The 12,885-nt window shown below is 50.3% G+C and carries 9 protein-coding genes; 2 read left to right on the top strand and 7 right to left on the bottom strand.

Going from position 1 to position 12,885, the window contains the following annotated elements; translation table 11 throughout:
* Nucleotides 1-9: 9 nt before the first annotated feature.
* From rny to recA, 3 genes are all read right to left on the bottom strand, one after another.
* Nucleotides 10-1,557, bottom strand: coding sequence for a ribonuclease Y (rny, locus tag NSB25_RS09740; RefSeq protein WP_103237583.1), 1,548 nt, complete (start codon nucleotides 1,555-1,557; stop codon nucleotides 10-12).
* A gap of 292 nt (nucleotides 1,558-1,849) precedes the next feature.
* Complete coding sequence (locus tag NSB25_RS09745; protein ID WP_103237712.1) at nucleotides 1,850-2,476, bottom strand: regulatory protein RecX; 627 nt, start codon at nucleotides 2,474-2,476, stop codon at nucleotides 1,850-1,852.
* Between the two features lie 51 nt (nucleotides 2,477-2,527).
* Nucleotides 2,528-3,658: a recombinase RecA gene (gene recA, locus NSB25_RS09750; RefSeq protein ID WP_103237584.1), complete on the bottom strand. Its 1,131-nt coding sequence runs from the start codon at nucleotides 3,656-3,658 to the stop codon at nucleotides 2,528-2,530.
* Nucleotides 3,659-4,370: 712 nt separating this feature from the next.
* Between recA and NSB25_RS09755 the strand changes: the two genes are divergently transcribed.
* Both NSB25_RS09755 and NSB25_RS09760 read left to right on the top strand, forming a co-directional pair.
* On the top strand, nucleotides 4,371-5,264 hold the full coding sequence (locus NSB25_RS09755; RefSeq protein ID WP_103237585.1) for an Rpn family recombination-promoting nuclease/putative transposase: 894 nt from the start codon (nucleotides 4,371-4,373) through the stop codon (nucleotides 5,262-5,264).
* A 176-nt stretch (nucleotides 5,265-5,440) separates the two neighbouring features.
* Nucleotides 5,441-5,737 carry a DUF2508 family protein gene (locus NSB25_RS09760; RefSeq protein ID WP_103237586.1) on the top strand — a complete coding sequence of 99 codons (297 nt, stop codon included), beginning with the start codon at nucleotides 5,441-5,443 and terminating at the stop codon, nucleotides 5,735-5,737.
* On the opposite strand, the gene NSB25_RS09765 is transcribed toward NSB25_RS09760, so the two are convergent.
* The 4 genes from NSB25_RS09765 to glgB form a co-directional block, all read right to left on the bottom strand.
* Complete coding sequence (locus NSB25_RS09765) at nucleotides 5,687-6,190, bottom strand: flagellar export chaperone FliS (protein ID WP_103237587.1); 504 nt, start codon at nucleotides 6,188-6,190, stop codon at nucleotides 5,687-5,689. The genes NSB25_RS09760 and NSB25_RS09765 overlap by 51 nt on opposite strands.
* 75 nt (nucleotides 6,191-6,265) lie before the next feature.
* Nucleotides 6,266-7,429, bottom strand: coding sequence for a flagellin N-terminal helical domain-containing protein (locus NSB25_RS09770; protein ID WP_103237588.1), 1,164 nt, complete (start codon nucleotides 7,427-7,429; stop codon nucleotides 6,266-6,268).
* Between the two features lie 12 nt (nucleotides 7,430-7,441).
* Entirely contained in the window at nucleotides 7,442-10,624 is a 3,183-nt protein-coding gene (locus tag NSB25_RS09775; RefSeq protein WP_146039938.1) for a DUF6240 domain-containing protein, read from the bottom strand.
* Nucleotides 10,625-10,965: 341 nt separating this feature from the next.
* Nucleotides 10,966-12,879, bottom strand: coding sequence for a 1,4-alpha-glucan branching protein GlgB (gene glgB, locus NSB25_RS09780; RefSeq protein WP_242982234.1), 1,914 nt, complete (start codon nucleotides 12,877-12,879; stop codon nucleotides 10,966-10,968).
* Between the last annotated feature and the right edge of the window lie 6 nt (nucleotides 12,880-12,885).

Genomic DNA, 12,885 nt, shown 5'->3' on the forward strand with positions numbered 1-12,885 from the left:
CATTCCATTTTACTTTGCGTAATCAATGACACGGCTTTCACGGATTACATTTACCTTAATCTGTCCGGGATATTCCAGTTCAGCTTCTATCTGTTTGGATATATCACGCGCCAACAGAACCATATCCGTATCCGAAATCTGCTCCGGCATTACCATTACGCGAACTTCCCGTCCTGCCTGAATAGCAAAAGATTTGTCTACACCCTTGAAATTGTTTGTTATTTCCTCTAATTTTGTCAATCTGCTGGTATAAGTCTCCAGCGTCTCCCTTCTGGCTCCCGGTCTCGCTGCAGATATTGTATCGGCAGCTTGTACAATACAGGAAATCAGTGAAGTAGGTTCCACATCTCCATGGTGGGATTCCACTGCATTGATAACCGTTGCATTCTCCTTGTATCTTCTGCAGAGCTCTACGCCCAGCTGAATGTGAGAACCCTCCATCTCATGGTCTACAGACTTACCAATGTCATGGAGCAAACCGGCGCGTTTTGCAATCCTGATATCAAGGCCCAGCTCTGCGGCCAGCAAGCCTGACAGCTGTGCTACCTCGATGGAGTGCTTCAACGCATTCTGACCATAACTGGTCCTGAATTTCATTTTACCCAGTAATCTGATAAGTTCGGGGTGAATGCCATGTACACCGACTTCCAGTGTCGCGGCCTCTCCCTCCTCCTTTATCATCACTTCCACTTCTCTCTGCGCCTTCTCCACCATCTCTTCGATTCTGGCCGGATGGATACGCCCGTCCACAATCAGCTTCTCCAGCGCAATTCTCGCCACTTCACGGCGAATAGGGTCAAATCCTGACAGAATAACTGCCTCCGGCGTATCGTCAATTATCAGATCTACGCCTGTCATGGTCTCAAGTGTACGTATATTACGTCCCTCTCGACCAATGATTCTTCCCTTCATTTCATCATTCGGAAGCTGTACAACCGAGATTGTGGTCTCAGAAACATGGTCTGCCGCACATCTCTGGATAGCCGAAACCACGTAATCTCTGGCTTTTTTGTCCGCTTCTTCCTTGGCCCGACTCTCCATTTCCTTGATAATCATGGCCGTTTCATGTTTTACTTCATCTTCAACAATTTTCAATAAGTAGTCTTTTGCCTGTTCAGAGGTTAGTCCGGAAATCCGCTCGAGTTCCTGCAGGCGCTGCTCGTTTAATTTGGAAATCTCTATCTTGACCTTATTCAGAGACTCCTCCTTAGCGGTCAGATTTGCTTCGCGCCTTTCAATCGCTTCGGTCTTCTTATCGATATTCTCTTCCTTCTGCTGAATCCGTCGCTCGGAACGCTGCACTTCCGCTCTGCGTTCTTTAATCTCCTTGTCCAATTCATTTTTAGCCCGAATAGACTCTTCCTTCACTTCAAGGAGTGATTCACGTTTTTTGGATTCTGCCGTCTTAAGAGCTTCATCAATAATTTCTCTGGCCTTATCCTGTGCACCGCCGATAGCTGCATCCGCCGATTTTTTCTGGTAACCGGTCACCACAAATGTGGTTACAACTGCGGTCAATACTACAGATATTGCTACAGCAATTATAATCTCAAGCATTAACAGGGCACCTCCTTATTCCATTTTCATTGTACATTAACTGCAAGACGTCCTGCCGCCTCACAGCCTATATAGAATGTATGTACTTATTCCCAAAGCATACACGTTCTTCCCGGGAAATTGAAAACATTCTAACAAGCAATTCACAACAAATTCAATTTTACCCTCAAACTTATCCGATGTCAAGCAAAAGGTTTCATATCCTGCAGAAAATCTTTCATAAAAACTGACATTTGTTGTGCTATTTGTACAAATTCTGTGATGCCCGCGTTTTAAGTGCTTTACCGCAGTTTTACAGCCAGTCGCCCATCTCTTTCAGTACCGCCCTGCGCACCTGTTCACCGGAAAATCCCTTTCTCATCAGAAAACCATACATCCGCTGCCGTTCCTTCAGATTCGCCTTATCCGACGCAAAGCCTTTTTTCGCCAGCAGCGCCTGAATCATTTTCTGTTCGTCCTGGTCTCCTCCCTGCTCCTCCCACTGAAGCCACGCCTTCTCCAATGTGCTCCTGTCGATTCCTCTCCGCAGGAGATCCTGCTCTATTCTCCGGCGGCTTCTGTTATCTGAATGTCCCTCAATAAAGCTGACCGCATAGCGCAAATCATCCGTATAATGAAAGCTCGCCACATATGCCAGAGCCTCTTCGATCACGTTTTCCGGGTAGCCCCCCATCTTCAGCTTGTCCTGGAGCTGCTTCACCGTATATTCCCTGGTCTTCAGCAAATTCATAGCCCTCAGCTTTGCGCGCTTCGGCAAAAGCTTCGTCAGAATCTCCTCATAGCATTCCTGCTCTATTTCCTCTCCTTCACGGATATGAAAGGAACGCAATTCGCCTTTGTACAATACAAAGGCGAATTCATCCTCTACATATATCCTGACCCGGGATTTGGATACTTCTTCTATCTGTGTAACCTTCATCCGTTCCCCCGCCTGCAATATGTACTCCGGTTCCCTTTATAAATTCCCCTGTTATGCTTCCTCTTCACTCACCGCAGCCTGTTCCTCTGTCTTTGCAGCTGCTTTCCCTCCTGATTTGGAGCCTTTGCCCTTTGTCTCTGACTTCAGTATCGGCTTCTCTGCCCCTTCCAGCTTTTGGGCTCTGGAATCGCCAAATCCGTAATGCTCTCTCACTTTCGTGTCCACAGCCATACAGACATCTTCATGCTCTCTCAGATACTGCTTCGCATTCTCCCGGCCCTGCCCGATCTTGTTCCCCTCATAAGCATACCATGCGCCGGACTTGACAATAATGTCCAGATCCACTGCCAAATCCAGAATATCTCCCTCTTTGGATATGCCCTTGCCGAACATAATGTCGAACTCTGCTTCCTTGAACGGCGGCGCTATCTTATTTTTCACTACTTTCACCCGAGTGCGGTTGCCGATTATTTCACCACCCTGCTTCAGAGATTCGATTCTGCGCACATCCATTCGGACAGAAGAGTAAAATTTCAGAGCCCGGCCTCCTGTGGTAGTCTCCGGGCTGCCGAACATAACACCAACCTTTTCACGAAGCTGGTTGATAAATACTACCACACAGTTGGATCTGCTGATCACTGATGTAAGCTTTCTCAGCGCCTGAGACATCAGCCGGGCCTGCAGTCCCACGTGGCTGTCACCCATCTCTCCGTCAATCTCCGCCTTGGGAACCAGCGCTGCCACCGAGTCCACTACCACAATATCAAGGGCTCCCGAACGCACCATAGTCTCTGCAATTTCCAGCGCCTGCTCCCCGCTGTCCGGCTGGGAGATATACAGATTGTCAATGTCCACTCCGATATTCTTGGCATATACGGGATCCAGCGCATGCTCTGCATCTATAAATCCGGCTATGCCGCCCATTCTCTGTACCTCGGCCACCATATGCAGCGTGACCGTAGTCTTACCACTGGATTCCGGTCCGTATATCTCCACAATTCTTCCCCGGGGAACTCCCCCCAGCCCCAGCGCAATGTCAAGGCTTAAGGACCCTGTGGGAATTGTTTCCACATTCATCTGTGCACTGGGATCCCCCAGTTTCATTACCGCTCCTTTGCCGTACTGCTTTTCAATGTGACTGATTGCCGCATCCAACGCTTTGAGTTTTTCATCTTTTTCCATATTCTTATCTCCTTTTCATCAAGGAACAAATGTTCTGTTTTTATTAAGATAAAACATTTGTTCTTATTTGTCAACTCCTGTTTTCTAATTGCAGTGATCCGGTTGTCTCCAACACTGTTTCATACTATAGCACTGTTTGAGTATCATAAAACGCCCTCAAACACAGCTTGTCTCCTTCTGCTTTTTTCCGAAGTCTCTGACCCAAATGCCTGATTATGTAGACTTTCCTTTCTCTGAAATGTGCAGAAAAGCGCTCCCTCTTCCTGCCGTTGTCTGCGGTTTCTTATTTCTGGGGTATGGGCCTGTGCCCGGCAAGAAGTTCAAACTGACATGAAAGGCTTTGGACAGCCTTTAGATTAAAAACAGAATGCAGAATTCTTAGCCTGAAAACAGGTTAGCACAATTCTGGCAGGATTGCAACAGGTTTTTGATGGGAGCGGCCGGATTTTCAATACAGCGGAATGCACATTGAGAATTTTCGTAATTAAGCCTTGCATGCTCCTGTCCCATATGCTAAAATCAATTCAAAGCATAACAATTTCTCAGCAGGGAATTTCAATCTGTGAAATTCCTGTTTGCCGGTCGCCCGTGCGACTCAGGTCGGTTATTTTCATTTGTTATCGAAACTCTATGCTTTTAAATTCAAAATCAAAGTGAAAAAGCAGGAGATTTCGGAATATCTGGTTCTCCTGTGGAAAAAGGAGGACAGTGAATGGATATTGTTTCTTTGAAATACGACTATTTATTCAGGTATCTGATGCAGAACCCGCTTGTCAGAAGGCATTTTGTCAGTGACGTGCTGGATATTCCCACAGAGGAAATCCGGTCGGTGCGCCTGGCCAGTCCCTTCCTGTGGAAGCGCTTCTTCCGCCAAAAGCAGGGGATTCTTGACATTCTGCTGCTTTTGAACGGCGACACGAAAATCAACATTGAGTTGCAGATCAAAATCATCCGGTACTGGGACAGGCGCTCTTTGTTTTATCTGTCAAAGACTTTTACAGAAGACCTGCTGTTCGGTGAAAAGTATACGAAATTAAAACGGTGCGTCAGTGTCAGTATCCTGGATTTTAATCTCAGCAATGATCCGGATTATCATCGGGTTTACAGGCTGAGGGACAAAAATGGCGATGAATTTACTGATCTGCTGGAAGTACATATCGTGGAATTACAGAAGAAGCTGAGCGGTACCGAACGGATGGATGACTGGATCCGGATTTTTAATGCAGAGACAGAGGAGGAGCTGGATATGATTAAGACAGAAAACCCTGGTATTTTAGAGGCAATCAGAGAAATAAAGCTTTCCAGTGCCGGAAAAGTAATACGAGCTTTATATGACGCACATATGAAAGAGATCCGGGACAGGAATGCAAGAGAGGATTATGTGCGGGATGAGGGAATCGCAATCGGTGAAACCAGAGGCAGGGCGGAAGGGGAACTCCAGAAGGTCATCAGTCAGGTCCGGAAAAAGGTCTCCAGAAATATGTCTGCAAAAGAAATTGCGGATATGCTGGAAGAAGATATAAATCTTATTAGCCAGATATGTCATGTATTGAAAAAATATCCGGACCTGAATGACGAGGAAATCAGAACGTCATTACAGCTATAAACCCGAATATGCAAATTTCATTGCGACAGTTCCAGTAGTTGCCTGGCTGTTACTGCCTGTTCCTTAAGCGCAAAGTTTCTCTGGTCAAATATCTGCCAGGTTTTTTCCAGAATTGGAATATTTTTCTTGTCCCATGTCTATACTTTTAACAGCTTAATGGAAAGAGAGGGCCTGCCATGAAAACATATTTCAGTCAGAGAAGTGGGACAGACAGTATGACAGAAGAAGATTATTCCCCCATGACACTAAAAGATTCCATACAAAGAACCCGCCAGGCTCTTAACGACGCCTATGCGGGTTTCGATAATGCTGTGGATATTGACCTTATCGACAGCTATATTTACGAGATTTACGCTTTACAGAAAAGGTACAAGCATCTGACCGATCTGGCAGCTGCGGAACCAGCCGAGGAATCCGGTCCCTTACGCAAGTATTCCCCGGTTCGTGCCCTGGTCAGCCATGTTCTCGGTTAAAGTATTCCTTCCATAGGTCAGGCCGGCATACACAGTCTGAGAGTTATTCATCACCGGTCCTGCACTGTTCTGTCCGGCAATCTCACGGTAAGCACCGGCGAGCGGCTCGATAACACGCCTTATCTCTTCCAGGAAACGGCTGTCGCGTCTGGCCTCGCCGAGTGCAAGCCGCCGTATACAGAACAGATAAAGCCGCATCAATTCCGGCGCCGGCTCATATTTCAGGTCCAGAGAAGTCATCAGCTCATTGAGGCATCCCCGGGCTTTCCGTACAGCCTCCCGGAATAAATCCTTATCCTCCGAAGCACTGCCCTCCGGTATCTCCTTTTCCTGTAATGCCTCCTGTGCATCAGTCAGATAGCACAGCAGCATTTCGTATAAGATTACAATCAGCTCTGTGGAATTCGCCTGGGTAATTCTCAGAGTAAACTGTTGCCTGTCCTCTTTTTTCATCTCTGCTCACACCTTTTCCGCTCAAATTTTCCGACCGCGGGAATCCTGCATTTCTTCACTGATTTAAGGTTCACCTTACTGCAGGAGCTGCAGCACCTGTGAAGGTCTCTCATTTGCCTGGGCCAGCATGGATGTGGCCGCCTGTGTCATCACCTGGTAAGTTGTATAGTTCGTCATTTCTTCCGCCATATCCACGTCCATAATCCTGGAATAAGCCGCTGTCATATTCTCATAGGACACATCCAGAGTGCTGATGGTCGATTCCAGTCTGTTCTGATAGGCGCCCAGATGTCCTCTGACGCTGGACAGGAAATGAACCGCTCCGTCAATGCGGTCAATGGCCTCTGTGGCACTCTCCTGGGTGCTCACATCCAGGTCCTCAATTCCCATCTCTCTCAGGGATATCTCAGGAATATCCACTTCCAGAATCTGACCCTCGTTTGCCCCGATCTGCAGCTTCATGGCACCGATTCCTGTGACATTGACCTCCAGGTCCGAAATGGCAATCGGTGCGCCCGGGAAAGTTCCCGCATCGATTTCCTTGTTGATTTTCCCTGTCAGATCCAATGTCAGCTCAAAACCGTTTACTCCCTGAATGGTCACCAGATTGTCCTTGATGCTGGCGGTAGCGCCCTTCGGGAAACCGCCGTTGTCTGTTCCGCCCAGGTTCATGGTCACCTTATATCTCTCGCTCTCGTCCGCCGGAAGCGGGTTCTCCTCAATCACCAGAGAATCTATCTTGTAAATTCCCGCGGATACTTCCTTGGTGTAGGAGCTCACCTTCACATCCAGATTGCCGTTCACATATCCCTTCAGGGAAAATTCGCCGTTCAGCAGTCTCTGTCCGTTGAACTCCGTGGTCTCCGCCACACGGTTGATCTCGTCTGTCAGCTGGTTGACTTCCTTCTGTATGACGCTTCTGTCGGCGTCTGCCTCCAGTCCGTTTGCAGACTTGATGGCAAGCTCGTTCAGACGCTGCAGCATTTCGCTCATCTCCGACATGGCGCCGTCCGCAATCTCCATGATGGAAACGCCGTCGCTGGCATTGTTGTTGGCCACGGACAGGCTCTCCAGCTGGGCATTCATCCTCTTCGCCATGGCCATTCCCGCAGGGTTGTCTTTTGCACTGTTGATTTTCAGTCCTGTGGAAAGTCTCTGCAGAGACTGTGACAGCAGATTATCATTATTTGCCAGTGCATTATTGGTAAGCATTGCAGATACATTGTAATTAATTCTCATCTTTTATACCCTCTATTCTCCTTGTTGAACTACCGATTGCAGGAACACCCTGGCCACGCGATACAGATCAGCGCTTTCCGTGGGTGTATGCGCTCCGGATTTAATCAGCTCCGGCATTCTCTTCTCAGATGCAATGGTGGAAATATTTCCCACCGTCCAGCTGCCTTCCGCTTCCTTTCTAAAGGTATCGGCTATCTGCTGTAATTTCATTACCTCAACTTTTCCTTCCCCGAATAAAATTCCGTGAACGGTATCATTTTCCAGGTAAAGTCTGGCCTGCATATGCGCCTCTTCGGAAAGTGTCACGCCGATAGTGACGGTTCCCTTCTGTGGGCTGTTCCTGTCCAGGGTGAGGTGAATTCTCGTGAGGGTCTCTCCCACATACATGGGCAGATAGTATTCTTCCCTCTGTGCAAGAGAGGCCGCAACTGTCAGCTGTTTATGATTCAGCTGCATATTTCTGACGTCCACACTACTCTCGGCCTCTTCAAAAGTGGCCTCTTCCACGGACTCCAGCGCTTCCCCGGTCATGCGCTCATACTCCTGCGCAAAATCTTCTCTGTCGTCCAGCTTCTCCCACAGTTTTGTACTTTCCACAGGCTCCTTTTCCGGGTTCTCCCCATCCGTCCGCTTCTCTACGTTTTCCCGGCGTCTGTCACTGAGCGCAAAAATGTTCTCTCTCCCGTGGGTCAGGGCATGGGCGGCCATCAGATTATCCGCACTGGCAGGCAGCTCCCCTCTCTGCAGCATGGCGACGCTCTCCTGGTCCGCAGCGCTGACAGCCTGGCGCTGCTCTTCCAGCTGGGCCTTATTATATTCTCTCTCGGTCTTTTCATCTGCTGACACTTCTGTCAGTATCTCATTTGCCGCCTTGAGCAACGCTTCAGAAGACTGTGCAGGGACAGCAGCCTGCTGCATCTCATCCGCCCCGGCGGCAGTCATCTGCCCGGACACCGTCTCCACAGCCGCATTTACCGCACTGCCCGCAGCTTCCTCCGCGGCAATGGAGCGCTCTGAGGTTGTGGCACTTTGAGCCGCCGCCTCGTCGGGCACAGCATTCTCCCCGGCCCGGGCCGCGTCAGCTGCCGTCTGCACATTTTCTTCCACAGTCGCACTCTTCGCCTCCGCCATTGCCGCTGCGGCTCTGGCAGCCTTCTCCGCTCTGATATCCGCCACTGTCTTCACAAAGGCTTTGGATATCTGCTCTGTAATGCTGGCCGTTTTACTCTTCTGTCTGTCTATGGCGCCCATGTCTTCCGACACCCGCAGGTCAACGCTTCTCCTGCCGCCCTGCATGGCCGCCAGCAGACTGGAGAACTGAATCTCCGACTGGGCGTTCACAAGCGCGCCCACCGCCGCGCCTTCCGCCTTCTCGAACTGGCGCACCAGACGGTAAATGCCGATATAACTTTCCCGCTCTTCCGGCGTAATGGCGTTGTTCCGCTCCAGGCCATACAAAAATCTGCTGTAGCTTTCGGCTTCCTTTTTGTATTCCGGAGGAAGAGATTTGAAATACTGTTCCAATTCTCCAAAGCTCTTCTCCAGCGGATTGAAGCCATCCCGAATCATCTTCAGCGTTGCTGCCGGTGTCAGCTTTCCGAGTACATCCTGCACCTGTCTGTCGGCATCTCTCACAGCCTCCAGATTGGACAGATTCATTTCCATCCGGTTATATCCCAGAATTCTGACAACTCTGCGGTTCTCATCCGTAAGCTCCACACCCAGCTCCTTCAGAATATGGTCCACACTGGCAAATGCCTTCTCAATGCTGTCTCCCATCTCACTTCTGGGCATGGTCATCAGCTTCTCATAGCTTGCCTGCGCCTTCTCATAATTATCCTGCAATGCCTTGCCTTCGTTGTAAATCGTCTCCAGCGAGGCACCGCCCCGTCCTTTTGCAAAGATACCCAGCACATCCGCCGGCAGCCCCGGCAGCTGGTCGGTAACAGTACTTACTTTGCGGTAATTATGGTATTTTTCCACTGCCATATCGTCTCTGGGGAAGTACTGGTCGGCCAGCTGATGCTCCGCCAGCTTCAACGCCTCTATCAGCTCCTCCATGGGAGAGGTGTCAATGGAAAATCCGCTCTTTAACAGTTTTACATTTACTTCCGCAGTCATGCGGAGTCTGACTTCCTCCAGCTGCCTTCTGGCAGTAATGTCTCCCACCGTGGCTTCCCAGAGTTCGCTGCTGTGATAGTATTCTGAAATGGCGGCTGCCCTTTCGTACAGATTTCCGCCTTTTCCCTCCAGAGACGCATGTACCGGACTCTTCCCCTGCGCCACCGCAGCGGCCACCGCCTCTCCGAATCGTTTCTCCGTCACAGGCAGTTCCACCTGCTCCAATTCTTCCAGCCTCTTCAGGTTCTCCGGCGTCAGCGGCAGACCTCTGTCCAGAAGCCATTTCGCATTCTCCCGGCTTCTCTGGTTCACTTCACTTCCGGCCTGTTCAATAATCCGGTCTATCTGTCCCTGAAGCCCGTCTGTCTGTCCCATGCCGGCGCTCTGCGTATAATATCCCTGCACCTCCTCGGCATAGAATCTGGGCGCGTTTCCGCCTCTGCCGGCCCCGCTGCTCTGGGCCAGATAGAGATTCCATATCTCCGCTTCCATTCCATTGTCAATCAGATAACTGTAGGAACCATCCCCCATGGGCTGCAGCCCGGAGCTCATGGCCCACGCCTGGGAAATAGCCGACAGATTCTCCTTCGTCAGCGGCACATCCGCCTCCCGGAAACTGTCCGCCACGCTTCTGGCCAGCACTTCGCTGCCCAGAGCCGCCGTCAGTGTCCCCATGTCCAGATTATCCGTATAACCCACAATATTTTTGCCTGCACGGGCCAGCTCGGCTTTAATCTTATCCACAATGGTCACGACCTCGTCCGGCTCCATGCTTCCGGGATCAAATCCTTCTTCCTGCATTCTGGCATAGTCTTCTTCCGACATGGTATGTGACATAACTGTCATAAAATCCCGCTGGACCCCCACGTCGGCTTCCGCAGCCTCCTGCTGCAGTTCAATCAGGCTTTTCCCCTTTTCTCCGCCTGCCCCCGGCAGGTCATTTTGTCCGCCCAAAAATGCCGCGAAAGGTACCTGTCCCTCCGCCGCTGCCACGCCGGCATGAGCCTCTCTGCCCCTGTCGGCCCGCTGTCTCTCCGCTTCCTTCACTGCCTGTTCCGTAAATGTGATTTTCAAAATGAAGTCTCCCAATCTTCTCTCCGCAGCGTTCCTCTAGTACCCGGACTGCCGGACACCCTGTTCCTCTGCGGATTTATTCGTTCTGATTCCATATCCATATGACACCGGACTTTCCTCCGATGTAAAAAAAGGTGCAGGCACAACTTTCGCACCTACACCTTTTATTTCGGTAACTATACAGAAAACCTTTACCCTTCCTCATGGCTCTCTTCCGGTTCCCCGGCATTTCAGCCAACTGCCGGAACACGTTCTGATTTTCTGACAATCAGCCCCTGCCGTCAGCGTGTTGTCCGATTTCCCGCCGGCTCAGCCACTTGTCAAACCGCCCTCTGGCCGCCTCAGAAGACAAATACCGCAGAGCCATAGGGAGGCAGATCCACACAAATAGAATAATCCCGCCCATGGCAGACAATCTTCTCCGCCGCAATTTCTTTCGCAATCTCATTGCCCCAACCGCCGAACCGTTCTTCATCACTGTTCAGCAGCAGCCTGTACTTTTTCTTCCGCGCGCCGATAGGCACGGGCACTCTGTAAGCCTCCCGTTTTATCGGGGTCATATTCAGCACGAAGAGCAGGCTGTTGGTTCCTCTGGAAGATTTCCTCACAAAGGAATACACACTGTTCTCCCCGTCATCCGCGTTCATCCATTCAAATCCGGCCCAGTCGTCGTCCAGTTCGTACAGCGCAGGATATTTGCGGTAAATTTTCAGCAGCTCACTCACATAGTTTTTCAGGCCCAGATTGTTCTTCTCTCCCAGCAGAAACCAGTCCAGTTCTCTCTCCTCGCTCCATTCCCGCTCCTGCCCGAAATCCTGTCCCATGAACAGCAGCTTCTTGCCGCTGTGTCCGAACATATAGGTATAGCCGGTACGCAGATTGGCGTACTTGTCCACTTCATAGCCCGGCATTTTGTTTACCATGGAGCATTTCAGATGCACCACCTCGTCATGAGAAAGAGGCAGAATATATTTTTCCGCATTGTTGTAGCTCATGGCAAAGGTCATGGCGGAATGATTGCCTTTTCTGTACAGGGGATCCAGCTTCATGTATTCACAGAAATCATGCATCCAGCCCATATTCCATTTAAAGCTGAACCCGAGCCCTTCTCCGCCGATCTCTCCGGTCACATTGGGCCAGGCCGTGGATTCCTCCGCAACGGTGATAAATCCCGGATAGGTTCCGCGCACCACGGAATTCAGATGTTTGAAGAACTCAATGGCCTCCAGATTCTCATTTCCTCCGAATTTGTTGGGCAGCCACTGGCCGTCCTTTTTCCCGTAATCCAGATAGAGCATGGACGCCACAGCATCCACGCGAATGCCGTCTATATGGAATTCCCGCAGCCAGAAAAGTACATTTGCAATCAGGAAATTCTTCACCTCCGGCTTGCCATAATTAAAGATCTTGGTCCCCCAGTCCGGGTGAGACCCCAGGCGCGGATCCGGATGCTCAAAAATACACTGCCCGTCAAATTCCGCCAGACCGTGGGCATCCGTGGCAAAATGCGCCGGAACCCAGTCCAGGATGACGCCTACTCCCATCCTGTGCAGCCTGTCCACCAGATACATAAAATCCTTCGGTGTTCCGTAACGGGAGGTCGGCGCATAATATCCCGTCACCTGATATCCCCAGGAGCCGTCAAAAGGATGCTCCAAGACCCCCATCAGCTCCACATGGGTGTATTTCATCTCCTGCAGATACTCTGCCAGCCTGTCCGCAAATTCCCGATAATTGTAAAAGCCCTCCGTCCCATCCGGATGCTTCATGAAGGATCCGATATGACACTCATAAACTGCCATGGGCTGCCTGTAGAGATTTCTCCTGTCTCTTGCGGCTATCCACTTCGCATCTTTCCATTCAAATCCGTTCAAATCCGTGATCACAGAAGCCGTCCCCGGCCTGTACTCCGCATAATTGGCAAACGGATCCGCCTTATAAAGCTTTCTTCCGTCCTGTGCGGTAATCAGGAATTTATACATGCTGCCTGTCTCCACTCCCGGAATAAACAAGCCCCAGATTCCCACCGGTCCCAGCTTCTCCATGGGATGCGCCTCTTCGCTCCAGCCATTGAATTCGCCCACCACATGTACCTGCACGGCATTCGGCGCCCACACACCAAAATAGACGCCCCGTTCTCCCTCTTCCTCCGACACATGGGCACCCAGCTTCTTATAGATATCATAGTGCGTCGCCTGGGAAAAAAGATACTGATCGTCCTCAGATATGAAAACCTTTTCCACTGCTCCCTTCATTTCCTT

It is taken from the genome of Acetatifactor muris, from assembly GCF_024623325.1.
GTDB classification, from domain to species: domain Bacteria; phylum Bacillota; class Clostridia; order Lachnospirales; family Lachnospiraceae; genus Acetatifactor; species Acetatifactor muris.

What these genes read in the sequence shown, in the direction of transcription:
- NSB25_RS09745 (WP_103237712.1), bottom strand. Translation starts at nt 2,476, where the DNA reads ATGAAGGTTACACAGATAGAAGAAGTATCCAAATCCCGGGTCAGGATA.
- NSB25_RS09765 (WP_103237587.1), bottom strand. Translation starts at nt 6,190, where the DNA reads ATGAAAAAAGAGGACAGGCAACAGTTTACTCTGAGAATTACCCAGGCG.
- rny (WP_103237583.1), bottom strand. Translation starts at nt 1,557, where the DNA reads ATGCTTGAGATTATAATTGCTGTAGCAATATCTGTAGTATTGACCGCA.
- NSB25_RS09760 (WP_103237586.1), top strand. Translation starts at nt 5,441, where the DNA reads ATGAAAACATATTTCAGTCAGAGAAGTGGGACAGACAGTATGACAGAA.
- glgB (WP_242982234.1), bottom strand. Translation starts at nt 12,879, where the DNA reads ATGAAGGGAGCAGTGGAAAAGGTTTTCATATCTGAGGACGATCAGTAT.
- NSB25_RS09770 (WP_103237588.1), bottom strand. Translation starts at nt 7,429, where the DNA reads ATGAGAATTAATTACAATGTATCTGCAATGCTTACCAATAATGCACTG.
- NSB25_RS09755 (WP_103237585.1), top strand. Translation starts at nt 4,371, where the DNA reads ATGGATATTGTTTCTTTGAAATACGACTATTTATTCAGGTATCTGATG.
- recA (WP_103237584.1), bottom strand. Translation starts at nt 3,658, where the DNA reads ATGGAAAAAGATGAAAAACTCAAAGCGTTGGATGCGGCAATCAGTCAC.